Source organism: Lentzea sp. NBRC 105346, assembly GCF_030269605.1.
Taxonomy (GTDB): domain Bacteria; phylum Actinomycetota; class Actinomycetes; order Mycobacteriales; family Pseudonocardiaceae; genus Lentzea.
Genome location: NZ_BSTQ01000003.1, coordinates 467,582 through 491,677, shown reverse-complemented (window position 1 = coordinate 491,677; position 24,096 = coordinate 467,582). Strand labels below are relative to the sequence as shown.

Here is a 24,096-nt window from a genome sequence, read left to right as displayed (position 1 = left end):
ACCGCAACGGCAGCTTGGGGTCGGTCCGTGCGGTTTACTTGCACAGAACGGTGCAAAGGTATCCGGTTGGAGGTGTTTAGACGTGCTGCGGAGCTTCCGGCTCGGCAACCACCGCTCGTTCCGTGACGAGCACGAGTTGTTGCTCATGCCCGCGTACGCGAAGGATCGTCTGGCGCTGCCGGTGGCGGCTGTCTACGGCGCCAACGCCTCGGGCAAGTCCAACCTGCTCGACGGGCTGCGGTTCATGGCGTCGGCCGTCCGTGACTCGTTCGCGTCGTGGCGACCGGATGGTGGGGTGCCGCGCCGCCCGTTCAAGCTGGACGCGGCTGCGCTCGCTGAGCCGTCCGTGTTCGTGGCGGAGTTCATCGAGGCCGGCGTTCGGTACACCTACGGCTTCGAGGTCGACGACACGCGTGTCCGTGAGGAGTGGCTGTACAGCTACCCGGAGAAGCGGAAGCGAATCCTGTTCGAGCGGTCGGCCGACGAGATCAAGTTCGGCAGCACCGATTCGGAACTCAAAGCGAAGCTGGAAGTCCTTGCCGGACTGCTGCGGCCCAACTCCCTGTTGGTCAGCTTGGCGGCGCAATCCAATGTCGCACAGGTGATGCCGGTCTATCGATGGTTTGTCAACGGGCTGCACTTTCGCGTTGACGGCGACCTGCACATGGCCGAACATCAAATTGGCCACTTCATTGCGGCTCGTACTGACTATCATGAGCAACTGGTTGAGCTACTCCGCGCGGCGGACTTCGGGATATCTGGCATTATTGTAGGCGGCGTTGAATCAGCTCCAGAAATCAAGCGTGCCGAACGGGTTCATTCGGAGTTGATTGCGGAGGCGGCTCCGCGCAGTGGCACGGGCGTAGTCGATCGTCGCCCATTTAATGTCGACCTTCGATTGAGCGAAGCGGCGCTCCAATTGGAGATCGCCATTCTCGAATTCGAGCGGAAGCGTCGTCGTGTGCGACTCTTGCACGGCGAGAACGAAACGTTCGAGTTCGATGAGGAATCGGCGGGTACACGATCTTGGTTGGGCTTGTTGCCGACCGTGCTGCCGGTGCTGCACGAAGGTGGCGTCCTCGTCATCGATGAGATCGACGCCAGCTTGCACCCGCTCCTGGCGCTGCGTCTGATCGCCCTCTTCAACGACGAAGCCACGAATACCGCAGGCGGTCAGCTGATCTTCACGACGCATGATGCGACCTTGCTGCACGCTCCGTTCGGAGAGGAAGTCCTAGCGAGGGACGAGGTGTGGTTCGTAGAGAAGGATGAAAAGGGTGCGAGCTCGCTCTACCCGTTGACCGACTTCAAACCTCGCAGCGAGGACAACGTGCAGCGACGGTATCTCGCCGGTCGCTATGGAGCGGTCCCCAATTTGTTCGAGGACCGGTTCGCTGCAGCTGTCCGGGGGATTGATGCCGAGGCGTGAGAACGCGCAGAACCGCAAAGGGCAACCGCGTCCACAACGCCCAGGTCATGTGCTTGTGGTGTGCGGCGGACAGCGGACCGAGCCGGACTACTTCGCCGGCCTGCGCATATCTCGGCAAGCCCGCCTCAAGGTGAGGGTGAAGGCGGACTCGCCCGAAAACCTGGTCAAGTACGCGAAGAGTGTGTTCAGCAAGGACGAGTACGACGCGGCATGGTGCGTGGTGGACGTGGACCATTTCGACATCGACGCGGCGACGCGGCTCGCGGCGCAGTCCGGCATCGAGCTGGCGGTCTCGAACCCCTGCTTCGAGGTCTGGCTTCTGCTGCACCACGTCGACCACAAAGCCTTCGTCAAGGACGGGAAGGCAGCTTGCGCCCTGCTTGGCAAGCATGTGCCTGGCTACGACAAGAAGCTCGATTTCGCGGTGTTCGAAGCAGGCGTGGAGGCGGCGGTCGAACGGGCCAAGGCGCTGGACGAGCCGGGCAACCCGTCCACGGGCGTCTGGAGGCTGGTCGAGAACCTCCTGAGCCGGTGAATTCCAGGGCTCGGCGGCCTCCCGGTTACGCTGAGCACCGTGTCTTCTCCCACCCCGCGACGCGTGTCGCTGCTGACCCTGGGCTGTGCCCGCAACGAGGTCGACTCCGAGGAACTGGCCGGGCGGCTCTCCGCGGGCGGCTGGGAGCTGGTGGACGAAGGCGCCGACGTCGTGGTGGTCAACACCTGCGGCTTCGTCGAGTCCGCCAAGAAGGACTCGGTCGACACGCTGCTCGCCGCCAGCGACACCGACGCGAAGGTCGTCGCGGTCGGCTGCATGGCCGAGCGGTACGGCAAGGAACTGGCCGAGAGCCTGCCCGAGGCGAGCGCCGTGCTCGGGTTCGACCACTACCCGGACCTGGCCGAACGCCTCGAGGACGTGCTGCACGGCAAGACCATTGAGTCGCACGTGCCGGTCGACCGCCGGACGCTGCTGCCGATCACACCGGTCGAGCGGCAGAAGTCCGAGACACCGGTGCCGGGCCACGGCTGGGGCCCGCGGGTCATGCGCACGCGCCTCGACGACGCGCCCGTGGCGCCGTTGAAGATCGCGTCGGGTTGTGACCGGCGGTGCTCGTTCTGCGCGATCCCGAGCTTCCGCGGCGCGTTCGTCAGCCGGCATCCCGACGAGGTCGTCGCCGAGGCGATGTGGCTGGCGGACAACGGCGTGCGCGAGCTGTTCCTCGTCAGCGAGAACTCGACGTCCTACGGCAAGGACCTGCCGCGCGAGCTGGGCGGGCTGGAGCAGCTCCTGCCGCGCCTCGCCGCCATCCCCGGCATCGACCGCGTGCGGGTCAGCTACCTGCAGCCCGCGGAGACGAAGCCCGGTCTGGTCGCGGCCATCGCCCGCACCGAGGGCGTCGCGGACTACTTCGACATGTCGTTCCAGCACTCCAGCGAGCCGGTGCTGCGCAGGATGCGGCGGTTCGGCAACACCGACAGCTTCCTCAAGCTGGTCGAGCAGATCCGGGAACACGCGCCCGAAGCGGGTATCCGATCCAACGTGATTGTCGGTTTCCCCGGCGAGACCGAGGACGACCTCGCCGAGCTGGAGCGGTTCCTCACGGAGGCGCGGCTCGACGCGGTCGGCGTGTTCGGTTACTCGGACGAGGACGGCACCGAGGCCGAGGGGTACGAGGGCAAGCTCGACGCGGACACCGTCGCCGAGCGCGTCACCCGGATCGGCAACCTGGTCGAGGAGCTGACCGCGCAGCGCGCCGAGGACCGCGTCGGGACTGAGGTCGTGGTCCTCATCGAGCAGGAAGAGGACGACGAGAACGACTGCGTCGGCCGCGCCGCGCACCAGGCGCCCGAGGTCGACGGCGAGTGCGTGGTGCTCGAAGGTTCGCACCTGCAGATCGGCGACCTGGTCCGTTGCCGCGTGGACGCCTCCGAGGGCGTGGACCTGGTCGTCACAGCTCTCGAGGTAGTGCCGAGGTGACCGAGGCCAGGAAGGTTCCGCTGCTCAACGTCGCGAACATCCTCACGGTGTCGCGGCTGGTGCTCGTGCCGGTCTTCCTGGTCGCGTTGTTCACCAACGGCGGGCACGACACGTTCTGGCGCCTGGTGGCGTTCGGAATCTTCGCCGTCGCGAGCGTCACCGACCACGTCGACGGCAACCTGGCCCGCAAGTACAAGCTCATCACCGACTTCGGCAAGATCGCCGACCCGATCGCGGACAAGGCCCTCACGGGCTCCGCGCTGGTCGGGCTGAGCGTGCTCGGCGTGGTGCCGTGGTGGATCACCATCGTGATCCTGGTGCGCGAGTGGGGCGTGACGTTCCTGCGGTTCTGGGTGATCAGGTACGGCGTGATCGCCGCCAGCCCCGGCGGCAAGGCCAAGACCCTGCTGCAGATCGTCGCGATCGGCCTGTTCCTGCTGCCGCTCACCGGCCCCGTCGAGCTGCTGGCCTGGGTGACCATGGCGGCCGCGGTCGTCCTGACCGTCGTCACCGGCATCGACTACGTGGTCCGCGCGGTGCGCCTGCGGGCCGCGGCGTGAACGTAGTCGAGCTGCTTCGCTCGCGCGGCGAGACGGTCGCGACCGCTGAGTCGCTCACCGCGGGCCTGGTGTGCGCGGAGCTGACCAAGATCCCGGGCTCGTCGGCCGTGGTGCGCGGCGGCCTGATCGTGTACGCGACGTCGTTGAAGCACACCCTGGCTGGTGTCGATCTCGACTTGTTGGATTCGCATGGCGCGGTGCACCCCGAGGTCGCGCGGCAGCTGGCTGCGGGGGCGCGCGACCGCTGCGGTGCCACATGGGGCCTCGGCCTGACGGGCGTGGCGGGCCCGGATCCGCAGGACGGCGTCTCACCTGGAACCGTGCACATCGCCCTAGTGGGACCCGGCGTATCGTGTGTGCGGACCATCACTGTGCGTGGCGACCGGCACGAGGTACGTTCGAAAGCGGTCGAAAACGCACTGCTCCTGCTGGCGGACAACCTGCCGGTGACCGGCGGCGGGGAACATTGAGCCCGCCCCGCACGTTCGCCCTTGGCGGACGTGTTCTGAAGTCACTGCCCGTTGTCGGAGTCGATCGGTAACGTAGGGGCACGGCCGGCCGGAAGGAGGCGCGCGATGACCGTGCTGCTACGCGAGGCGATCGGTGATCGGCTCCGCCACGCTCGCACAACCCAACGCCGCACGCTGCGCGAGGTCTCTCGGACCGCCCGTGTCAGCCTGGGGTACCTGTCTGAAGTGGAACGTGGCCGCAAGGAGGCGTCCAGCGAACTGCTGGCCGCCATCTGCGAAGCGCTGGACCTGCCACTGTCCGAGTTACTGCACAAGGTCGCGTCCGACATCGGCGCCGTGTCGCAGACGCCGGACACGCTGCCTGAGACCGCCACGGCCACAGGGAAGCTGGAGGGTGGCCGGGTGCTGCCCGCGATGATCTCCGACGATCTGTCCGACCTGCGTCTGCAGCCTGTGCTCAGTCACCGGCTCTCGACGTCTATCGGGCAGTCGTCCAAGGCGGTCCTTGTCGCCTGATGTGCTGGGTTGAGCAGCCCGTGGGGTGACCTGCGGGCTGTTTCGCATGTCGGCTTGCGTTTGTGTTGACGCGGCGGCTTCCGTGGTGGGTTGCGTTGGGTGACGCGCTGACTTTCCTTGGCTGCCGGTTTCGTGCGTGGTCGCCTTTACTGCTCGGGGCTCCGCCCCGGACCCCGGCTCAGCTCAAAGAGGGGCCCAGCCGTGCCTTCTTTTCGTAGTGGGTTGCGTTGGGGTGGTGTGCCCCTCCCGTCGCATCGCACCTGAGGCAGCCACATCCGAGACCCCAGGTCAAGCGAAAAGCGTGCTTGACCTGGGGTCTCGGATGCGGCAGGGCTTCGCCTGCGATGCGACGGGAGGGGCCCACCACCAGCTGGTTTCCTGCGCTGGCGCGCGGGTGGGGGCTCGCTCGCTCCGCATCGCGAGTCGTAAGTTCGCGGCCCGCGAGTCCCACGTTCCCGCGCCCCGAGTCCCACGTTCCCGTGGCTCGCGCTTCGCGCATCGTGCATGCGAGTCCTCAACCCAGACCCGCGAATCCTCAACCCAGCCGGTTGTCGGTCCCCCTCGCTAGCCTGGATACGGGGGCAGCTCAACTCGCCTGCGCGCCGACACACCCCCAGCCGACCGTAGCGCCAGAGTCCGACAATCCCGCCCTGGTGCGCGCGAGTCCTCAGGCAACGGGTTGGCCACGTCACGCCGCGTTGCGGCACGCGGGCGCAACGACGAGGGCAGGATTGGCGTCGAAGGGTCGTGCATTCGAAAGTCGGGGCGGACTCAGGGGCATCCCGGATATCTCCCCGGCTTGGTGGAAGCACGGCCGCACAATTGAGACGATGGTTCCAACACCCGGCACCTAGAAGGCAGGCGTAGGAGATGGCCAACCCGTTCGTGAAGGCCTGGAAGTACCTCATGGCGGCGTTCTCGTCCAAAATCGATGAGCACGCCGACCCGAAGGTGCAGATCCAGCAGGCCATCGAAGAGGCCCAGCGCCAGCACCAGGCGTTGTCCCAGCAGGCCGCCGCCGTCATCGGCAACCAGCGTCAGCTGGAGATGAAGCTGAACCGCCAGCTCGGCGAGGTCGAGAAGCTGCAGGCGTCCGCACGGCAGGCGCTCGTGCTGGCCGACGAGGCCCGCTCCAAGGGCGACGAGCAGAAGGCGCAGCAGTTCGAGAACGCGGCGCAGAGCTTCGCTACGCAGCTGGTCACGGCCGAGCAGGGCATCGAGGACCTGAAGACGCTGCACGACCAGTCGCTGCAGGCGGCCGCGCAGGCCAAGCAGGCGGTCGAGCGCAACGCCATGGTGCTGCAGCAGAAGCTCGCCGAGCGCACGAAGCTGCTCAGCCAGCTGGAGCAGGCGAAGATGCAGGAGCAGGTCTCCGCGTCGCTGCGGTCGATGACCGAGCTCGCCGCGCCGGGCAACGTCCCGTCGCTGGAAGAGGTTCGCGACAAGATCGAGAAGCGGTACGCGACCGCGGTGGGCGCCGCTGAGCTCGCGGGTAACTCGGTGCAGGGCCGCATGCTCGAGGTGCAGCAGTCGACGACCGCTATGGCGGGTGCGTCACGGCTGGAGCAGATCCGCGCGTCCATGGGTGGTGCCACTCCGCAGGTGACCGCCGGTTCGAACAGCGCCGCGGCGAGCATTCAGGCCGAGATCCAGCAGCGCGTCGCGCAGGAGCAGAAGACGCAGCAGCAGGCACCGCCCGCCCAGAACTGATCAGGAGCCTCGACGTGATGATGGAGCCCCGGAGACGACGCGCCGACGAGATCGTCGACCTGGTCAGCGCCCAGCTCCGGGGGCATCCACTCGCCGAGCAGGTCAGGGAGCGGATCGTCGCTTGGAACGACCCGCGGCGCAAGATCGAGCGCAAGCGGCAGCGGCTCAGTGCCGTGCTGACGTTGTGGTCGATCTGGATCACGATCTTCGGCACGCTCGCGGTGTTCGGGTTCACCGGTGTGCTGGGGGAGGCGTTCGGCGTCTTCGGCACGATCGGCGCCGGCGTGACCGGCGTGCTGGCGATCCGCACCGGGCAGAAGATGCGGCAGCTCACCGCCGCGCGGCAGCGCCTGGAGCTGACCATGGCGCCGGCCCGGCCGCCGCTGCCGCCGCACATCTCCGCGGCGCGCGTGCCGATGGAACAGCTGCACAACGCCGAGGACACCCTGGCGGAGTTATTGCGACAGCTGGACTCGTCAGCGCTCACCTCCATGCCCACCGCGAGCGTCCAGCACGCCCGCGAGACCGCCGCACAGGCGTCGCACGCGATCCGCGCGGTCTCGGCGCAGCTGCAGGCCGTCGAACGCGCTCGCAACACCGCTCCGCCGCTGGAACGCGGGCCGTTGATCGACGGCGTCCGGAACCTGCGGGCCCGGCTCGCGGACGGCGTCGACGGCTACTGCGCCCTGGTCGCGGCGGCGGGCAGCGCGCTGGCCGCCAGCACCGCGCAGAACCCTCGGGCTCTGCTCGACGACGCCACCGATCACCTGGCCGGCCTGGCCTCCGCCATGCGCGACATCTCCGGTTACACAGCGTTCTGAGTCACATACCGTAGCCAACTTTGGCAAAAGGTTCGATCGGCGCTGGATATCGCTACGTCTATCGTGTGATTATCAGACCGTTATCTAGCCGTAGTCACTACATGGCGTGGCAGGATCCCTGAGTCGGGCTGGGGCTGGTCCGGCTGGGTTTGCCGGGAGGCATTGCGTTGGCGTTGTGGACCGTGCACGGAGACGGTCGGATCACCGACAGTGAAACCGTCGCACCGCAAGAGCGGCTGAGCTGGCCGCTCACCATCGGGTTCGGCGTGCAGCACCTGGTCGCCATGTTCGGCGCCACCGTGCTCGTCCCGGTCGCCACCGGCCTTCCCGTCGCCACGACCCTCTTCTTCTCCGGCATCGGCACCCTGCTGTTCCTGGTGATCACCAAGAACCGCGTGCCCAGCTACCTCGGCTCGTCGTTCGCGTTCGTCGCCCCGCTCGCCGCCGCCCGCGAACAGGGCACCGCCGCCCAGCTCGGCGGCGTGCTCGCCGCCGGCCTGCTGGTGATCGTCGTCGGGATCGCGGTGAAGGCGCTCGGCGTGCGGATGCTCGAGTCCGTGATGCCGCCGGTCGTCACCGGTGCCGTGGTGATCCTCATCGGGCTGAACCTCTCGCACACCTCGACCGACCAGTTCTCCAAGCAGCCGCTGCTCGCCGCGGTGACGACCGGACTGGTGCTGATCTGCGGGGTACTCGGCCGCGGCCTGCTGTTCCGCCTGTCGGTCCTGCTCGGGGTGGCCGCCGTGTGGGCGGGCGCGTTCGTGTTCGGCCAGATCGACGACTCGCGGCTGGACGCCCTGCGCGAGGCCGCCTGGATCGGGCTGCCGCAGTTGCAGCGCCCGGAGTTGCGCCCGTCCGTCGTGCTGCTCGTGCTGCCCGTGGTGATCGTGCTGGTCGCCGAGAACGTCGGCCACGTGAAGGCCGTCTCCGCGCTGACCGGTCGCAACCTCGACGGCAGCATCGGCGACTCGATCATCGCCAACGGCCTGTCGACGACGCTGGCCGGGCTGGGCGGCGGCAGCGGCACGACCACGTACTCCGAGAACATCGGCGTCATGGCCGTCACGAAGGTGTACTCGACGGCCGCCTACGCGTTCGCCGCCGGCTTCACGATCCTGCTGTCGTTCTCACCGAAGTTCACGGCGTTGCTCGGCACCATTCCGCCGGGCGTGCTCGGCGGCCTCACGCTGGTCCTCTACGGCCTCATCGCGCTGATCGGCATGCGGATCTGGACGAACGCCCGCGTCGACCTCACCAACCCGACGAACGCCATGGTCGGCGGCGCGGCGCTCATCGCCGGTGTCGGCGACCTGACCCTCAGGATCGGCACGCTGGAGATGGGCGGCCTGGTCTGGGGCTCGTTGCTGATCGTGATCCTGCACCCGGTGCTGCGCTGGCTGCGGGCCGCATTACGCCCGTCCTGAGCACACCATCGTGTGGTTTTGCAAATGAACTGCCCGGCCGATCCCCCCTGAGCAACGCAAGTGGAATCAGGAGGGTTTGGATGTTGGCGGCGTACTACATGGTGCTGATCACCGCGTGCGTGATCATTGTGAGCAGTCTGACGGCGTCTAGGATCCGGCTGCTGCGCCAGCGCAGGACACGCTCGTGAACCTCCTGAGCGTGCTGATGGTGACGCTGGCCATCATCGGCGTCAGCCGCATCTGCGTCGTCCTCGTCGCGGCGGACCTCTACGACCTGTCGCTCTCGAAGGCCGAGCCGGCACCGGGCTACCGGCCGAGCGTGTGGGTCGTCATCCCCGCGTACAACGAGGAGCTGTGCGTCGTGCGCGCCGTCCGGTCGGTGCTCAACAGCTCCTACGACGACGTCCGCGTGATCGTCGTGGACGACGGATCGAGCGACCGCACGCTCGCGGTGCTCGGCGAGGTCACCGACCCCCGGCTCACCGTCGTCAGCCAGCCGAACGCGGGCAAGGCCGCGGCGATCAACACGGGCGTCGCCCACGTCGGCGACGGCCTGCTGATGGTGCTCGACGCCGACTCGATGGTCACCCGGTACGCCGTCGAGCGGATGGTCGCCCACTTCGCCGATCCCCGCGTGCTGGCGGCCGCCGCGAACGTCAAGATCCTGGCGCCGCGCGGCGTGCTCGGGTGGGTGCAACGGCTCGAGTACGCGGTCGTGCACCGGCTCAAGCAGGGCTACACGGTGTTCAACTGCGAGTACGTGATCGGCGGCGTCGGCTCGGCGTTCCGCACGGAGATCGTCCGGCGGTGCGGGCTGTTCGACACCGACACGATGACCGAGGACATCGACTTCTCGATGAAGATCCTCGAACGCGTCGGGAACATCCAGTGGCGCATCGTGTTCGCTGCCGACGTCGTCGCGTGGACCGAGGGCGTGCCGTCGTTCCGCGGCCTGATGCGGCAACGGTTCCGGTGGAAGTTCGGGCGGCTGCAGGCGTTCGCGAAGCACCGCTCGCTGTTCTTCAGCCGGCGGCCGCAGCACTCACGCCTGCTGTCGTGGCTGCACCTGCCCTACACCGCGGCCGGCGAGGTGCTGGTGCTGCTGGAGCCGCTCTTCCTGTACGTGGTGATCAGCGCGACCGCGCGCACGGGCTGGTTCGTCGGCGTCGGGCTGCTGTGCGCGGTCTACACCGGCGTCGCGCTGTTCACCGTGCTCGGCGATCGCACGGAGGCGTTGGGGGACAAGGCGATCCTGCTGGCGCTCGCGCCGTTCGCCTACCCGCTGCTCATGGTGATCGTCGTGGTCGACTTCTCGGCCGTGCTGCGCTCGGTGGCGACGTTCCTGCGCCAGCACCGCCCGGCGAGCCGCTGGGAGCACGTCGAACGCACCGGCGTCACAGTTCCCGGTTGATCCGTTTCACCAGGCCGGGACCCTCGTAGATGAACCCGGTGTAGATCTGCAGCAGGCTGGCGCCCGCGTCGAGCATGGCCTTGGCGTCGTCCGGGGAGAAGATCCCGCCGACCCCGATGATCGGCAGCTTGCCGCCGGTCTCCTTGCTGACGAACCGCACGACCTCGCGCGCGCGTTCGGTCAGCGGCCGCCCGCTCAGCCCGCCCGCCTCGCCGGCGAGCGCCTGGTCCGCCGGACGCAGGCCGTCGCGGCTCAGCGTGGTGTTGGTGGCGATCAGGCCGTCGATGCCGTGCGCGGCGCACACGTCCAGGACCTCGCCGATCGCGGGCTCGGTGAGGTCGGGCGCGATCTTGACCAGGATCGGCTTGCGCGCCTGCCCGGCGGCGAGATCGGACGCCGTGGCGACGAGCTCGCCGAGCAGCTCGTCCAGCGCGCCCTTGTCCTGCAGGCTGCGCAGACCGGGCGTGTTGGGGGAGCTGACGTTGATCGCGAAGTAGTCACCGAACCGGTAGAGCGCCTTGAGCGACTGCCGGTAGTCCTCGACGGCCTCCTCGACCGGGGTGACCTTGGACTTTCCGAGCGAGATGCCCAGCGGCGCCTTGAGCTTGAGACCGTCCAGCCGGTCGGCGAGCGCCTGGGAACCGGCGTTGTTGAAGCCCATCCGGTTGATGATCGCTTCGCTGTCGCGCAACCGGAACAGGCGCGGCTTCGGGTTGCCCGGCTGCGGGTGCCACGTCACCGTGCCGACCTCGACGAACCCGAACCCCAGCGCGGCCCACGCGGGCAGCGCGCGGCCGTCCTTGTCCAGGCCGGCGGCGAGTCCGACGGGGTTGGGGAAGCGGATGCCGAACACCGTGCGCTCGTTGCCCCCGGCCGTGCTGAACCGCATCAGCGGGCTGAGCGAGCGCAACGCCTTCAGGGTCGTCTCGTGCACCCGTTCGGCATCACCACCGTGCAGGCGGAACAACGCCTTGCGAACCACCTGCTTGTAGACCACACGCAGCAGCTTATGTCCTGCTGCCGCCGATCTTGGGCTTGGGCACCTGAACGGTCTTCTGCTCGTCCAGCGGCACGGAGGGCACCACGGGCTGGCGGAACGTCACGGGCAGCTTCTTCAGCCCCCGGATGTTGATCGACACGCGCCAGTCGAGCGGCTCGGAGGTGTCCAGCGCCAGACCGGGCAGCCGCGCCAGCAGCGACCGGAACGCGATCTCGCCCTCCAGCCGGGCCAGCGGCGCCCCGATGCAGAAGTGGATGCCGTGCCCGAACGCCAGGTGCTGGCGGTCCGCGCGCTCGATGTTCAACGCCTCGGCGCGCGGGAAGCGCTCCGGGTCGTGGTCGGCGGACGCGAGCGAGAGCAGCACGAGGTCGCCCGCCGGGATCTCCACGCCGCCGATGTTCAGGCCCGGTTTGGCGAACCGCAGGGTGGCGTGCGAGGTGGGGCCGTCGAACCGCAGGAACTCCTCGATCGCGCCCGGCAGCATGGACGGCGCCTCGCGCAGCAGCTCCAGCTGTTCGGGGTTGCGCAGCAACGCCAGCGTGCCGTTGCCGATCAGGTCGATCGTCGTGGTGTACCCGGCCACGAGCAGCAGGAACGCCAGCGACACGAGCTCGTCGTCGGTCAGCGCGTCCGGGCCGGCCACGCGCGCGAGCGCTCCGATCAGGTCGTCCTCTTCGGACGTTCGCTTGTGCGCGACCAGGTCGCGGAGGTAGCCGGCCGCCTCGGCGTGCACCTGCGGGATCAGCTCGTGATCACCCTCGTGCACGCCGGTCACGACGTCGGCCCAGTACCGGAAGTTCTCCTGGTCCACGTCCGGCACACCGAGCAGCTCCATGATCACGGTGATCGGCAGCGGCGCGGCGAACGACGAGATCAGGTCCGCCTTGCCCGCCGGGATCACGAGGTCGAGCAGCGTGTCGGCGAGCTCCTGGATGCGTGGTCGCAGCGCGGCGATGCGGCGCGGCGTGAACTCACGGCTCACCGCGCGGCGCAGCCTGCCGTGGTCGGGCGGGTCGCTCATCAGCATGTGCCGCGACACCTCGCTGAACCAGCCGCCCTGGATCATCGGGAGCGCCTTGGTCGCCTCGGACGCGCTCGACCCGTGCGACGACAGCAGCGGGTCGCCCAGCGCCGCCTTCACGTCCCGGTACCTGGTCACGAGCCACATCGGCATGCCGAAGATCTCGACCTGGTGGACGGGTCCCCGCTCGCGCAGTCCGGCGAGCGTCGAGTATGGGTCCTCGGTGAAGCCTGGGCGGAGCGCATCCAGATTCAGGGCCATGTCCGAGGACACGAACGCCAGTGCGACTCGGTTCACCCGTTTTGGCAATTCGGGCAGAAATACGCCACCCGCGCCTGCTCGTCCGGTCCCTGGGTGCCCGACTTCACCCGTGTGCCGCATTTCAGGCACGGCCGTCCGGCGCGCCCGTACACCCAGTGCGGCCGGCGGCGATCGCCCGTGGTGATCTGCGCGGGGTGCCATCGGTTGGCCATCAACAGTTTTCGCGACAACGCGACGGCCTTGCGCGCGTCCACGGCGGACACCGGCGCCCACGGCGAGGCGCCGAGCAGGAAGCAGACCTCGGTCTTGTAAAGGTTTCCGACTCCGGCCATCACACGTTGGTCCAGCAACGCCAGGCCGATCTCGCGCGACGGATCCGCGGTCAACCGGGAAAGTGCCAGCTCCTCGTCGAACTCCTCGGCCAGCAGGTCGGGGCCGAGATGGCTGATCAGCCGGTCTTCTTCGGCGGTGGGCAGGAGTTCCAGGTCGTGCAGTGCGAACCCGATGGCCTGGCGATCGTCCACCTCGAACACCACGCGCGCCTGATGTCCCGGCCGGCGCCACTTCTCGCCCGGCCGGTAGAGGTGCCACTCGCCGTCCATGCGGAAGTGGCTGTGCAGGCTCAGTTCGGACGACAGCCGGGTGAACATGCGTTTGCCGAACGAGCGCACGCCGAGCACGGTCTGACCAGTGAGGTCCACAGTGGACAGCCGAGGGTGGCGCAGGTCGGCGCGCAGCAAAGTCTTCCCGGCCAGGGCGTCGTTCAGGTGCCTGGCCGCGAGGAAGACCGTGTCACCCTCGGGCATCCACCGCCTCTTGGATCTCCTCGTCGTCGAAGTCGGCGTGGACCGCGCGGCGGCGGCTGCGCGAGACCCGCAGGATCCGCGCGAGCAGCAGGTTGAACGCGAGCGCGACCTCGCGGGCGCCGGGCGTGCCCCACTCGTGGATCGGCATGCACGCGCCCTGCGCCTGCTGCACCGCGAGCCGGTCCGGCAGCGCCACCGGCATCACCAGCGGCCCGAAGATGTCGCGCAGCTCCTCGATGCGGAACTGGTGCTCGTGCGACCGCGGCCGCACGCGGTTCACCACGACGCCGAGCGGCTGCAGGTCCGCGTTGTTCTCCCGCTCGTTCTGCACCGCCTCGAACGCCCGCTGCACGCCGGCGACCGCGAACATCGTGGGCTCGGTCACCAGCAGCGCGCGGTCCGCGGCGACCAGCGCCGACCTGGTCAGCTGCCCCAGCGACGGCGGGCAGTCGAGCAGGACGAGCTGGTACGGGAACTCGTCGTACATCTCGCGCAACGTGCGCAGCGCCTCGCGGAGCTTCCCGAGGCGGGACTCACCCGGATCGGGGTGGTTGAGCAGCTCGGCGCTCTCGGAGCCGGCGAGCACGTCGACGCCCTCGCCCCACTGGCTGGGCCGGATCGCCTTCTCCAGGTTCTCCGGCGACGGGTCCTGGAGGACTTCGTAGATGCTCGTCTCGGTGTCGTCGGGTTCTAGCGTGGACGTGGCGTTGCACTGCGGATCGAGGTCGATGACGAGCGTGCGGACGCCCCGGCGGAGGGCGGCCGACGCGAGGCCGAGCACCACCGTCGTCTTGCCTACGCCACCCTTGAGGCTGAGCACGGAGACCGTATGCACGGGGTGCAGCCTACGACCCCTACCCTTTAGTGCCATGCGACCGGACGCCGTACAGAGGGTGCTCGACACCGAGCTGGCCGCCGCACGCGCCCGCCGGGGTGGTGACGCACCCCGTGTGCTGGACGTCGGCGGCGGCAGCGGCGTGTGGGCCGTGCCCCTGGCCGTGGCCGGCTGCGACGTCACGGTCATCGACCCGAGCCCGAACGCGCTGGCCACGCTGGCCAGCCGCGCTCGCGACGCCGGGGTGACCATCAACGCCGTCCAGGGCGACACCGACGCGCTCAGTGACCTCGTGCCCGCCGGGGCCGCCGACCTAGTGCTCGCGCACGGCCTGCTCGAGGTCGTCGACGACGCCGAGACCTCGCTGCGGGCGCTCGCCGCGAGCGTTGCCGCAGGTGGCGCGGTGTCCGTGTTGGTCGCGAACCGGTTCGCCGCGATCCTGCACCGCGCGATCGCGGGCCGGATCGTCGACGCCCGGCGGTTGCTGGACGACGACGCGGGCCAGCTCGCGGGCACCCGTGACCCGCTGCTGCGCCGCTTCGACGTGGCCGGGCTGGAGGCGCTGGTCGAGAAGGCCGGCCTGACCGTGGAGCTGCTGCAGGGCCACGGTGTCGTCGCGGACCTCGTGCCCGGTGCGGTGCTCGACGCGAGCCCCGGTGCCGCGGAGGCGTTGGTCGAACTGGAGCTCGCCGCCGCGACCCGGCCGCCGCTGCGGGATGTGGCCGCTCGGCTGCACGTTCTCGCCCGCCGCTAGGGCCAATTGGAACGGCGGACCACGTTCCGTTCACCCCCTGTTGCCACGGCATCCGCCGATCCTGTTGCGTGCATGTCGGTCAGCCTGTCCGTTGACTGTCGGCCTCATCGGGGTCGTTGACCCCGGCATGTCGATCTTGCTGGACTGAGGGCGCGTAAACCGCCAACCGAGTGACACGGGCGATCCGAGCGGCGGTTCTCATTCCGTCGAAGGAGCGTGGCGTTTGTCGGTCGCGCGGCTCAAGCTACTGCCTCCGGAACTGCTGCCCGTGGACATCACCGGTGCGGCCCGGCGGCTCACGAGACTCGGTCTGGACGACCGGGTGCTGCACTCGCAGGACCGCGTGTGGGTGCGGGCCGCGCTCGCCGGTGACGGCCTCGTCGGCCGCTGTCCCGTGATGGGCTTCATGGACGAGACGGACGAGACGGACGAGCGGCTCGGCATCGTGCGCGTCCGCGGTGACGACGACGCGGCCGTGTTCCTCAGCGGTGTCCTGGTCGCCTATCTGGACGTGATGGACCACATGCGACCGTCCTCGGAGCTCCTGATGGCCGCCAGCGCCCTGTTCGACTTCGCGCTGGGGCGCACGACGGCCCTGCGCTGGGATCCCGGTCATCCGGTCTACCGCGGACCGGCGGGGGATCGGTTGTACTGCGCGCTGACGCAGGCGCTGACGTTCGCCGTCGCCGGGCGATGTCGCGGCGACTGCCAGGGCTGGGACGCGCTCGCGTTCACGTTGGCCCGCAGCGCGCGCGCCGCGATGCAGTTGTGCCAGGACCAGCCGCCGTTCACGCGGGACCACCGGCACCTGATGCGGCTGCCCGGAGGCGATGTCGCGGTGACACTGGGGGCGTGACCGGACGGTTCTACGACGATCTGTCGGCCAGTTACCACCTGATGTTCGGCGACTGGGACGCCGGCATCGCCTACCAGGCCGGCGTCCTGTCGGAGCTGATCGGCCCGGCGGGGCGGGTGCTGGACTGCGCGTGCGGCATCGGCACGCAGTCGATCGGCCTCGCGTCGCGTGGATACGACGTCGTCGGCAGCGACCTCAGCCCGGCGGCGGCCGCGCGGGCGACCCGTGAGGCCTCGGCCCGCGGTGTGCGGGTACCTGCGTTCGCCGCGGACATGCGCGCGTTGCCGTTCCGCGACGGCGAGTTCGACGTGGTGCTGGCGGCCGACAATGCGTTGCCACACCTGCTGAATCCTGAAGACGTGCTGAAGGCGCTGGGGGAGATGCGCCGGGTTCTGCGCCGCGGCGGGCGGCTCGTTCTGAGCGTGCGTGATTACGACGCGTTGCTGCGGGACCGCCCGATCTCGACGCCTCCTCAGGTGGGTCCCGGCCGCGTGGTGACCTTCCAGCTCTGGCACTGGCACGGTGACCGCTACGACCTGGAGCTCTTCCAGCTGCACGAATCGGACTCCTGGCGGGTCGAAGTGCACCGCGCGACGTACTGGGCGATCACACGCGCAGAACTCACCTCTTTGGTGGAACGAGCGGGTTTCGATTACTGCCTGTGGCCGGATACCGCCTATTACCAACCGGTGATCGTTGCCACTAACGGGTGAATCCCGTTTGCTTTCGGAACTACTTCCTACTTTCCGCATAAGAACGCCGGTGCCGCACGTCACACAAGCGAGCACACCGACGTAGGGGAAGCGGCGCATGGAGCACACCGATTTATCCGACGCACTGGTCGCGCAGGCGGTGCAGGGTGATCGCCGGTCGATCGAGCGGCTTTTGATGCTGATCAGGCCGTTGATCGTGCGGTACTGCCGCGCGCGGGTAGGTCGGTTCGAGCGGTCGTACAGCTCCGCGGACGACGTCGCCCAGGAGGTCTGCATGGCGGTGCTGACCTCGTTGCCGAACTACCGCGAGCAGGGCCGGCCGTTCCTCGCGTTCGTCTACGGCATCGCGGCGCACAAGGTCGCCGACTCGCACCGCGCCGCCGCGCGCAACCGGGCCGAGCCGGTCGACGAGGTGCCGGACGGTCCGGAGCTCGAGCCGGGGCCGGAGCAGAGCGCCCTGCGCCTGGAGAGCGCCGAGGAGATGAGCCGGCTGCTGGGTGTGTTGCCGGCGAAGCAGCGCGAAATCCTGGTGCTCCGGGTGGTGCTGGGACTCTCCGCCGAGGAGACCGCCGAGATGATCGGCTCGACGCCCGGTGCAGTCCGGGTCGCTCAGCACCGCGCACTAGGCCGTTTGCGCAAGGAACTCGCCCCCCAGCACGCCACGATCGGGTGAAAGATGTTTGCTATCGAAACTAGATCGGTCTCCGACGTTTTGATACTGGCCCCAAACGACATAGGTAAGTAGGCGGTAGGTGTAACGGCCGCTACTACACGGGGACCCATTGGTCATGGACGACTCAGCCGACCGGCTTCGCGCGGACGCCGTCGTCGTCCAGCGTCTGCGTGCCGGTGAGCGGGGATACCTCGCCCGGCTGCTCGGCTACGGCCTTGCCCTCGTCACGCGGACGCTGGAGGACCGTGAGACGTCTGTGGTTCCTGCCGAGGTCGTGTGGGCCGCATACGAGCGGTTCGGCGCCTGGAAGGGTGAGCCGACCGCGGCGGAGTACTTCGCCGAGTGCTGCGTGTGGGCGTTGCCGGAAGAAGAGCGGCCCGCGGAGATCACGAAATTCCTCCGCGCGCCCGACAGCGCGCGAATTGACCGCCGGAGCACTTGGATGTCGTCCATGGACGCCGATTCGGAAGCGCTGCTCGGCGAGTCGTCGCTGGGCGACGACACCGTCGCGGCGCTGGCGCGGGAGGCGCGGGGACCCGACCTCGACGCCCTGGTGCAACGCGCCGCGTCGCCCGGCGATCCCGTGCCGCTCAGGCCGGTTCGCCCGGAACAGGTGGCCGAGCAGGTCCGGGCTGCGGTGGAGGGCGACCGCAGGGCCGTGGAACGGCTGCTGGCGAGCATCCGGCCGTTGATCGTCCGCTACTGCCGCGCCCGCATCGGCCGCTCGGTGCAGACGGCCGACGATGTGGCCCAGGAGGTGTGCCTCGCCGTGCTGTCGGCGCTGCCGTCCTATCGCGAGCAGGGCCGCCCGTTCCTGGCGTTCGTGTACGGGATCGCGGCGCACAAGGTGGCCGATGCGCACCGAGCAGCCGCACGCAACCGGACCGAGTCGATGTGGGAGCTGCCGGAGAGTCCGGTCACGGAGGCGGGGCCGGAGCAGCGGGCGTTGCAGGGGGAGTTGTCCGCCGAGATGAGCAAGCTGCTGAAGCTGTTGCCGGACAAGCAACGCGAGATTCTCGTGCTGCGGGTCGTCGTGGGGCTGTCCGCGGAGGAGACGGCCGAGGCGGTCGGGTCGACGGCGGGCGCGGTGCGGGTGGCCCAGCACCGCGCCCTCACGACGTTGCGCCGCAAGCTGGCCGGTTAGTGGCGCCAGCGGGTGACGTTGGCGATGCCCTGCGGGCTGGCGTCCTTGTACCGCTCGATCTCGCCGCGCCGCACGTCCGCGATCGTCGCCGCCAGCTCCGCCCCGAACGTCTCGACCAGCACGGCGTCCTTCTCGAACTCCTCGACCGCGTCCACGAGCGTGGTCGGCAGCCGCGGCACACCTTCAAGCGTCACCGGATCGACCGTGACAGGGTCCGGCAGTGTCAGGGACTCCGCGAGCCCGGCCATCCCGGCGCCGAGCACGCCCGCGATCACCAGATAGGGGTTCGCCGTGAGGTCGAAGCACTTCACCTCGAGGTTCGCGCCCGGTCCCTCGATCATCCGCAGCCCGGTCTCACGGTTCTCCGTGCCCCACGCCGAGTACGCGCCCGCCCAGTGCGACGGCACGAGCCGCAGGTAGCTCGCCAGCGACGGGCACCCGATCGCGCACAACCCCGGCAGGTGCGCGAGCACGCCGGCGCTGAACGCCGACGCCTCCGGCGCCATGTCCACGAACAGGTTGGTCTCGCCGCGCCACAAGCTGACGTGCAGGTGCCCGCCGTTGCCGACGCCGCCGACGACGACCTTGGGGGAGAAGGACGCGCGCATCCCGTGCCGCGCGCTGACGGCCCGGATCGTCTCCTTCACGAGCACGGCCGTGTCCGCGGCGCCGACCGCGTCCTCCGGCTCGGTCGACAGTTCGAACTGGCCCGCGGCGTATTCGGGGTGCAGCTGCAGCACGGCGATGTCCTGCTGGTCCAGCGCGCGCAGCAGGTCCGCGCAGTAGTCGGACAGCTCGACCTGCCGCGTGTGCCCGTAGGCCGGGCCCTGGCAGGCGGGCACGAAGTCGTCGGTGCCCGGCCGGCCGACGACCCACTCGATCTCGAACCCCGCCTTGGCGGCGAACCCGAGCTCCGCGAGCCGCGCGACCGCCCGTTTCGCGGCGCCGCGCTGGTCCATCGCGTACGGCGTGCCGTCCTGCTCGTGCCGGTCCGCCGGCGCCCACGCCCAGCCGGGCTGGCCGGCGAGCACGGTGAGCCGGTCGAGGTCGGGGTGCAGGCGCAGGTCGCCGACCGGTCCACCCGCGTGGCGCCCGGTGATGATCCAGTCGTCGAAGAGGAAGACGTCGAACACCGGTGACGCGCCGACACCCCAGGCGGCCGCGTGCGCGAACCGGCGCAGCGGCACCGACTTCACCCTGGTGATCCCGCTGTTGTCCACCCACGTGAGCGCGATCGCGGCGACGTCGCGGGCGTTCAAACCGTCGAACAGCTCCGTCGCCCGATCGAAGAGCTGGTCCCGTTCCGCAGAGTCCATGATGCTTACGGTATGGGCATCCTGCCGTTCGTCGCCGAACTCGGTCTGGTCGACCACCACTGCCATGGCGTGTTGCGGACGGACAGCGACCGCGCCGAGTTCGAGTCGCTGCTCACCGAGGCCTCCTCGGCCGCTCCCGGGACGACGCTGTTCGACTCGTCCATCGGGCTCGCGGTGCGCAAGTGGTGCGCGCCGCTGCTGGACCTGCCCCGGCACGCCACGCCGGAGGCGTACCTCGAACGGCGGAACTCGCTGCACATCACCGAGGTGTCCCGGACGTTCCTGACCGCGACCGGGATCCAGACCTACCTCGTCGACGGCGGCTTCCAGCCGGACCGGCTGCTCGCGCACGACGAGCTGCGCGCGCTGGCCGACGGCGCGGACGCGTTCGAGATCGTGCGGCTGGAGACGCTGGCCGAGGCGGTGAAGGCGGCCGGTACGGGGCCGCGGGAGTTCGCGGACGAAGTGCGTTCCCGGTTGCACGCCTCTTCGGCCGTGGGGGCGAAGTCCGTTGCGGCGTACCGGATCGGGCTCGCCCTGCGCGGTGAGCGTCCGTCCGATGAGGACGTTGCGCGCGCGGTGCACGAGTGGTCCGGCTCGCGGTGCGCCTCGGAGGTGTTGACGCGGTTCCTGGTGTGGGAGGCGATCGAACGCGGGCTGCCGGTGCAGTTCCACGTCGGGTACGGCGACTCGGACGCGGACCTGCACCGCTGCGATCCGTTGCTGCTGACCGACTTCCTGCGTGCCACCGAGTCGCGCGGCGTGCCGATCATGTTGCTGCACAACTACCCGTTCCACCGCAACGCGGGGTATCTCGCGCAGGTGTTCCCGCACGTGTACTGCGATCTCGGGCTGGCGACGCACGCGCTGGGCCACCAGGCGACGCGCGTGTTCAAGGAGGCGCTGGAGATCGTGCCGTTCGGGAAGTTCCTCTTCTCGTCCGACGCGTTCGGGCTGGCGGAGCTGTACTACCTGGGCGCGTTGTTGTTCCGGCACGCGCTGTCGGACTTCCTCTCGTTCGGGCTCAAGCACGACGCGTTCACCGAGCGCGACGCCGTGCGCATCGCGCGGCTGATCGCGTCGGAGAACGCCCGGCGCGTCTACGGCCTGTAGGATGTTCGAACGGGTGTTCTAGCTTTCGGGGGTGGTCGTGGGGCGCAGCGCGAACCTGCCGCGCGGGCTGCGCGACCGTTTCCTGGCGCGCGACGGGTCGTGGCCCGACGACACCGGTTGCCCGATGCTGCACGTCGACATGGACGCCTTCTACGCGTCGGTCGAGATCCGCGAACGCCCCGAGCTTGAGTCCGTTCCGGTCGTCGTGGGCGGGGTCGGCGGCCGCGGGGTGGTCTGCTCGGCGAACTACCTCGCCCGCGAGTACGGCGTGCGGTCCGCGATGCCGACGGCGCACGCGCGCAGGCTGGCGCCGCACGCGGTGTACCTGCCGCCGCAGTTCCCGCTGTACACCGAGGTGTCGCGTGCGGTCATGGCGATCTTTCGTGACGTCACGCCGCTGGTCGAGCCGCTGTCGCTGGACGAGGCGTTCCTGGACGTCGGGGGAGCGTTGCGGCGGCTGGGGCTCACGTCCGGCGGGGTGGGTCAGCTGATCCGGCAGCGGGTGTTCGAGTTGCAGGGCGTCACGTGCTCGGTGGGCGTGGGGCCGACGAAGTTCCTGGCGAAGCTGGCGTCCGGGATGTGCAAGCCGGACGGGATGATGGTGGTGCCGCGCGACGCGGTGCTCGACTTCCTGCACCCGTTGCCGGTGTCGGCGTTGTGGGGCGTCGGGGCGAAGACGGCGGAACGGCTTGCGCATGCGGGTCTGGAGACCGTCGCGGACGTGGCGGCCACCCCGTTGCCGAGGCTGCGGCGGATGATCGGTGTGGCGCTGGCCGAGCACCTTTTCTCGTTGGCGCAGGGGCACGACGACCGCAAGGTGGTGCCCGAGCACCGGGAGAAGTCGATCGGCGCCGAGGAGACGTTCGAGGTCGACCACTACGACCGTTCGTTGTTGCGGCGTGAGCTGCTCCGGCTGGCCGAGCGGTCGGCGTCCTCGTTGCGCGCCAAGGGTTTGCGCGGCCGAACCGTGTCGATCAAGGTGCGGTTCTCGGACTTCACGACGATCACGCGATCGCGGACGTTGCGCGTGCCGACCGACGTGACGCAGGAGGTGTACCGGACCGCGGCGGAGCTGCTGGACACGCAGGTGCCGCCGGGTGCCGTGCGGTTGATCGGGGTGCGGGTCGAGCAGTTGGTCGGCGCGGAGGGCTCGGAACAACTGCTGCTGGACGCGCCGGAGCGCGGCTGGCGGGAGGCCGAGCAGGCCGCGGACCAGGCGCGCTCGCGTTTCGGTTCGCTGGCGGTGCGGCCCGCGTCGCTGCTGGCCGCGGCCCCCGACCGGTCCGGGGAGTTCGAGCCCAAGCCCGAGTGATCTCGCCTTTTTGGCGCAGTGCGGTGTCGTACTCGCTGCGGGCACGCTGGGGCCATGGACACGTTCTGGGGGCTCATCGGGGCCGCGGACCGGGCCGCCATGCTCCGCGCGGGCGTGATGGTCGAGTTCGCGCCGGGTGCGGTGATCTGTCACCAGGGCGACCCGACGCAGAGCATCATGGTGGTGTTCAGCGGTCTGGTGCGGGTCAGCACGGTGTCCGCGGCCGGCGAGGAGACCGTGTGGGCCGTGCGCGGGGCAGGGGAGATCCTCGGTGAGATGGCCGCCGTGGACGGCCGTCCGCGCAGCGCCACGCTGACCGCGCTCGACAACGTTTCCGGTTTGCTGATCTCCGGTGCGCGGCTGGCGGCGCTGGGCCAGACCCGCCCCCGGATCGCGTGGGCGATGCTGCAGATCGTGGTGTCGCGCAGCCGTGCCGCGGGCAACCAGCAGGAACTCCGCTCCGGTCCGGCGCTGCACCGTGTCGCCGCTGTGTTGCTGGACGTGGCGCACCGCGACGTTCTCGGTGCGTCCCACGACCTGATCGCCTCCGTGCCGTTGACGCAGCGCGAGCTGGCCGGCATCGCGGGAATTTCGCGGGAGACCCTGGTCCGGGTCTTGAAGGTGCTGCGCGAGCGCGGAATCATCGAGACGCGGCGCAACCACATCACGATCCTGCGCGAGGACGAACTGCGCCTGCTCTGAGTCATCTGACGCAGATGTATTTCCGCTTCTTGGCTTGACTCCTGTTTAGGTTCTCGTCCCAGAGGAGTCGCCATGTCGCTGTCGCGCGAAGAGATCCTCCGTGCCCGCCGCAAGTACACCGAGCAGGTCGTGGCCACGGTCCTGTTCACCGTCGTCGTGCTGTGGGCGGTGGTCGCCACCGTCGTCCTGATCAACGCCTCCGGCGTGCTCGCCGTCGCCGCCGCCATCGGGCTGTCCGCCGGCCTGATGTACGTCTACGAGTCCTGGCAGAACGTCCGCGCCCGCGGCCGGGAACTGCGTGCGCTCGCTCTGACCGAGGACGAGCCCGACTCCGTCGGCTACACGTCCGCCCTGGTCCGCCTGTGAGGTATGCGGCGTGGTCGGGTCGAGGGGTCGTGACCACGCCGCATACCACACCCCACCGACATTCCCGCGCTCTCGTGGTGGTTTTGGGGGCGACTTATCCACAGCCCCCCGGTTATCCACAGCTTCGCGGTTCTCCGGCTTGTGGCCCTTCCCCTCGCGGCAAGCTGAACCCATGCGCCACCCCATCGACCTGGAAGCCCTCGCAGACCTGTTCGCCTACCGCATCGCCCTGATCTCCGATCTCATCCACATCGGACTGACGAGCTCCCTGATCGCTCGCCGCTGTGATCCCGGGGGCGGGTGGCAGCACCTGATGCCCGGAATCGTGTTGCTGGGCAAGGCTCCGCCCACCAGACGCCAGCGGATTCACGCGGCCCTGCGCTACGCGGGCCGTGGCGCGATTGTCACCGGCGTCGACGCCCTGCAGCTGCACGGCATGCGCGCCTCACCGGCCACCGGCCCGGTCCACATCCTCGCGCCATTGCGGAGTACCGCCGGCTGCGCCGCCGTGCACGTCGAGCGAACGAGCCGCCTACCGGCTCCCGTGATGCGCGACGGAGCCATCACCGCTCCGCTGGCGCGCGCGGCCGTCGACACCGTGCGCCACATGCGATCCATGGCAGACATCCGCGCGGTGCTGAGCGAGGTCTCCTCCTTCGTGGACCCACTCACCCTGCACGCGGAGCTGGACGCGGCGCCGAAGCGCGGCACAACCGTGCCCCGCCAAGTCCTGTCCGGACTGCACCAGCCAGCGATGTCCCAATGACCCCACCCACCGCCCCGCGCACCCGCCGCCCGCCAATGAGCTCCCAGCCATTCGGTGTTAGCACCCCGCCCGCCGCCGCACGCGGCCCGGCCTTCGCTCGACCCCTCGACGTCTCGCGTGTTCCCCATTCAGCCCCGGCGTG

At 69.3% G+C, this 24,096-nt stretch carries 25 protein-coding genes; 20 read left to right on the top strand and 5 right to left on the bottom strand.

Annotated elements, in window-relative coordinates; genetic code table 11:
* Positions 1 to 82 precede the first annotated feature (82 nt).
* The 10 genes from QSK35_RS09750 (at position 83) to QSK35_RS09705 (ending at position 10,316) form a co-directional block, all read left to right on the top strand.
* Complete coding sequence (locus QSK35_RS09750) at positions 83 to 1,429, top strand: AAA family ATPase (protein WP_285744394.1); 1,347 nt, start codon at positions 83 to 85, stop codon at positions 1,427 to 1,429.
* A complete protein-coding gene (locus tag QSK35_RS09745) occupies positions 1,359 to 1,964 on the top strand; it encodes an RloB family protein (protein ID WP_352243558.1) in 606 nt (201 codons plus the stop codon). Before QSK35_RS09750 ends, QSK35_RS09745 begins: the two co-directional genes overlap by 71 nt.
* A 39-nt stretch (positions 1,965 to 2,003) precedes the next feature.
* A complete protein-coding gene (gene rimO / locus QSK35_RS09740) occupies positions 2,004 to 3,404 on the top strand; it encodes a 30S ribosomal protein S12 methylthiotransferase RimO (protein ID WP_285744390.1) in 1,401 nt (466 codons plus the stop codon).
* Positions 3,401 to 3,964 (top strand): CDP-diacylglycerol--glycerol-3-phosphate 3-phosphatidyltransferase, encoded by a 564-nt coding sequence (gene pgsA, locus QSK35_RS09735; RefSeq protein ID WP_285744388.1) that lies wholly within the window; start codon positions 3,401 to 3,403, stop codon positions 3,962 to 3,964. Before rimO ends, pgsA begins: the two co-directional genes overlap by 4 nt.
* On the top strand, positions 3,961 to 4,434 hold the full coding sequence (locus QSK35_RS09730) for a CinA family protein (protein ID WP_285744386.1): 474 nt from the start codon (positions 3,961 to 3,963) through the stop codon (positions 4,432 to 4,434). Before pgsA ends, QSK35_RS09730 begins: the two co-directional genes overlap by 4 nt.
* A 105-nt stretch (positions 4,435 to 4,539) precedes the next feature.
* Positions 4,540 to 4,950: a helix-turn-helix domain-containing protein gene (locus QSK35_RS09725; RefSeq protein WP_285744384.1), complete on the top strand. Its 411-nt coding sequence runs from the start codon at positions 4,540 to 4,542 to the stop codon at positions 4,948 to 4,950.
* A gap of 870 nt (positions 4,951 to 5,820) precedes the next feature.
* Positions 5,821 to 6,660, top strand: a complete 840-nt coding sequence (locus tag QSK35_RS09720) for a PspA/IM30 family protein (protein WP_285744382.1) — start codon at positions 5,821 to 5,823, stop codon at positions 6,658 to 6,660.
* A gap of 17 nt (positions 6,661 to 6,677) precedes the next feature.
* Positions 6,678 to 7,481, top strand: a complete 804-nt coding sequence (gene pspM / locus QSK35_RS09715; protein WP_285744497.1) for a phage shock envelope stress response protein PspM — start codon at positions 6,678 to 6,680, stop codon at positions 7,479 to 7,481.
* A gap of 182 nt (positions 7,482 to 7,663) precedes the next feature.
* Positions 7,664 to 8,905, top strand: a complete 1,242-nt coding sequence (locus QSK35_RS09710; protein ID WP_352243555.1) for a uracil-xanthine permease family protein — start codon at positions 7,664 to 7,666, stop codon at positions 8,903 to 8,905.
* A gap of 184 nt (positions 8,906 to 9,089) precedes the next feature.
* Complete coding sequence (locus tag QSK35_RS09705; protein WP_285744379.1) at positions 9,090 to 10,316, top strand: glycosyltransferase family 2 protein; 1,227 nt, start codon at positions 9,090 to 9,092, stop codon at positions 10,314 to 10,316.
* Here QSK35_RS09705 and QSK35_RS09700 read toward each other — a convergent pair.
* From QSK35_RS09700 to QSK35_RS09685, 4 genes are read right to left on the bottom strand one after another with little or no spacing between them, the layout of a single operon-like run.
* Positions 10,300 to 11,313, bottom strand: a complete 1,014-nt coding sequence (locus tag QSK35_RS09700; protein ID WP_285744377.1) for a quinone-dependent dihydroorotate dehydrogenase — start codon at positions 11,311 to 11,313, stop codon at positions 10,300 to 10,302. The genes QSK35_RS09705 and QSK35_RS09700 overlap by 17 nt on opposite strands.
* Before the next feature lie 10 nt (positions 11,314 to 11,323).
* The gene (locus tag QSK35_RS09695) at positions 11,324 to 12,634 is read right to left on the bottom strand and encodes a cytochrome P450 family protein (RefSeq protein WP_285744375.1); all 1,311 of its coding nucleotides are present in this window, start codon (positions 12,632 to 12,634) and stop codon (positions 11,324 to 11,326) included.
* Positions 12,631 to 13,404 (bottom strand): Fpg/Nei family DNA glycosylase, encoded by a 774-nt coding sequence (locus tag QSK35_RS09690; RefSeq protein ID WP_285744374.1) that lies wholly within the window; start codon positions 13,402 to 13,404, stop codon positions 12,631 to 12,633. The genes QSK35_RS09695 and QSK35_RS09690 overlap by 4 nt, the downstream gene beginning before the upstream one ends.
* Positions 13,391 to 14,239 carry a ParA family protein gene (locus tag QSK35_RS09685; protein ID WP_285744372.1) on the bottom strand — a complete coding sequence of 283 codons (849 nt, stop codon included), beginning with the start codon at positions 14,237 to 14,239 and terminating at the stop codon, positions 13,391 to 13,393. Before QSK35_RS09685 ends, QSK35_RS09690 begins: the two co-directional genes overlap by 14 nt.
* A gap of 34 nt (positions 14,240 to 14,273) precedes the next feature.
* Here QSK35_RS09685 and QSK35_RS09680 point away from each other — a divergent pair, with 34 nt between their 5' ends.
* From QSK35_RS09680 to QSK35_RS09660, 5 genes are all read left to right on the top strand, one after another.
* Positions 14,274 to 14,993, top strand: coding sequence for a class I SAM-dependent methyltransferase (locus QSK35_RS09680; protein WP_285744370.1), 720 nt, complete (start codon positions 14,274 to 14,276; stop codon positions 14,991 to 14,993).
* A 223-nt stretch (positions 14,994 to 15,216) separates the two neighbouring features.
* The gene (locus QSK35_RS09675) at positions 15,217 to 15,849 is read left to right on the top strand and encodes a hypothetical protein (RefSeq protein ID WP_285744368.1); all 633 of its coding nucleotides are present in this window, start codon (positions 15,217 to 15,219) and stop codon (positions 15,847 to 15,849) included.
* On the top strand, positions 15,846 to 16,562 hold the full coding sequence (locus tag QSK35_RS09670) for a class I SAM-dependent methyltransferase (protein WP_285744366.1): 717 nt from the start codon (positions 15,846 to 15,848) through the stop codon (positions 16,560 to 16,562). Before QSK35_RS09675 ends, QSK35_RS09670 begins: the two co-directional genes overlap by 4 nt.
* Before the next feature lie 97 nt (positions 16,563 to 16,659).
* Complete coding sequence (locus QSK35_RS09665; protein WP_285744364.1) at positions 16,660 to 17,235, top strand: sigma-70 family RNA polymerase sigma factor; 576 nt, start codon at positions 16,660 to 16,662, stop codon at positions 17,233 to 17,235.
* Between the two features lie 451 nt (positions 17,236 to 17,686).
* Entirely contained in the window at positions 17,687 to 18,379 is a 693-nt protein-coding gene (locus QSK35_RS09660) for a sigma-70 family RNA polymerase sigma factor (protein ID WP_502881637.1), read from the top strand.
* Here the strand turns inward: QSK35_RS09660 and QSK35_RS09655 are convergent.
* Complete coding sequence (locus QSK35_RS09655; protein ID WP_285744363.1) at positions 18,376 to 19,695, bottom strand: type I glutamate--ammonia ligase; 1,320 nt, start codon at positions 19,693 to 19,695, stop codon at positions 18,376 to 18,378. The genes QSK35_RS09660 and QSK35_RS09655 overlap by 4 nt on opposite strands.
* A 12-nt stretch (positions 19,696 to 19,707) precedes the next feature.
* On the opposite strand from QSK35_RS09655, the gene QSK35_RS09650 reads away from it, so the two are divergent.
* The 5 genes from QSK35_RS09650 to QSK35_RS09630 all read left to right on the top strand — a co-directional run bounded on the left by QSK35_RS09650 (position 19,708) and on the right by QSK35_RS09630 (position 23,954).
* Positions 19,708 to 20,808: an amidohydrolase family protein gene (locus tag QSK35_RS09650; protein WP_285744361.1), complete on the top strand. Its 1,101-nt coding sequence runs from the start codon at positions 19,708 to 19,710 to the stop codon at positions 20,806 to 20,808.
* A gap of 37 nt (positions 20,809 to 20,845) precedes the next feature.
* Entirely contained in the window at positions 20,846 to 22,120 is a 1,275-nt protein-coding gene (locus QSK35_RS09645) for a DNA polymerase IV (RefSeq protein WP_285744493.1), read from the top strand.
* Positions 22,121 to 22,174: 54 nt separating this feature from the next.
* Complete coding sequence (locus QSK35_RS09640) at positions 22,175 to 22,822, top strand: Crp/Fnr family transcriptional regulator (protein ID WP_285744359.1); 648 nt, start codon at positions 22,175 to 22,177, stop codon at positions 22,820 to 22,822.
* A 72-nt stretch (positions 22,823 to 22,894) separates the two neighbouring features.
* Entirely contained in the window at positions 22,895 to 23,188 is a 294-nt protein-coding gene (locus QSK35_RS09635) for a hypothetical protein (protein WP_285744357.1), read from the top strand.
* A gap of 172 nt (positions 23,189 to 23,360) precedes the next feature.
* On the top strand, positions 23,361 to 23,954 hold the full coding sequence (locus QSK35_RS09630; protein ID WP_285744356.1) for a hypothetical protein: 594 nt from the start codon (positions 23,361 to 23,363) through the stop codon (positions 23,952 to 23,954).
* Positions 23,955 to 24,096 lie beyond the last annotated feature (142 nt).

Bases quoted from the DNA above. Each gene is read 5' to 3' on its own strand.
- QSK35_RS09745 (WP_352243558.1), top strand. From the start codon at position 1,359: ATGGAGCGGTCCCCAATTTGTTCGAGGACCGGTTCGCTGCAGCTGTCC.
- QSK35_RS09725 (WP_285744384.1), top strand. From the start codon at position 4,540: ATGACCGTGCTGCTACGCGAGGCGATCGGTGATCGGCTCCGCCACGCT.
- QSK35_RS09720 (WP_285744382.1), top strand. From the start codon at position 5,821: ATGGCCAACCCGTTCGTGAAGGCCTGGAAGTACCTCATGGCGGCGTTC.
- pspM (WP_285744497.1), top strand. From the start codon at position 6,678: ATGATGGAGCCCCGGAGACGACGCGCCGACGAGATCGTCGACCTGGTC.
- QSK35_RS09690 (WP_285744374.1), bottom strand. From the start codon at position 13,404: ATGCCCGAGGGTGACACGGTCTTCCTCGCGGCCAGGCACCTGAACGAC.
- QSK35_RS09680 (WP_285744370.1), top strand. From the start codon at position 14,274: ATGCGACCGGACGCCGTACAGAGGGTGCTCGACACCGAGCTGGCCGCC.
- QSK35_RS09665 (WP_285744364.1), top strand. From the start codon at position 16,660: ATGGAGCACACCGATTTATCCGACGCACTGGTCGCGCAGGCGGTGCAG.
- QSK35_RS09660 (WP_502881637.1), top strand. From the start codon at position 17,687: ATGGACGCCGATTCGGAAGCGCTGCTCGGCGAGTCGTCGCTGGGCGAC.
- QSK35_RS09655 (WP_285744363.1), bottom strand. From the start codon at position 19,695: ATGGACTCTGCGGAACGGGACCAGCTCTTCGATCGGGCGACGGAGCTG.
- QSK35_RS09650 (WP_285744361.1), top strand. From the start codon at position 19,708: ATGGGCATCCTGCCGTTCGTCGCCGAACTCGGTCTGGTCGACCACCAC.
- QSK35_RS09640 (WP_285744359.1), top strand. From the start codon at position 22,175: ATGGACACGTTCTGGGGGCTCATCGGGGCCGCGGACCGGGCCGCCATG.
- QSK35_RS09635 (WP_285744357.1), top strand. From the start codon at position 22,895: ATGTCGCTGTCGCGCGAAGAGATCCTCCGTGCCCGCCGCAAGTACACC.
- QSK35_RS09630 (WP_285744356.1), top strand. From the start codon at position 23,361: ATGCGCCACCCCATCGACCTGGAAGCCCTCGCAGACCTGTTCGCCTAC.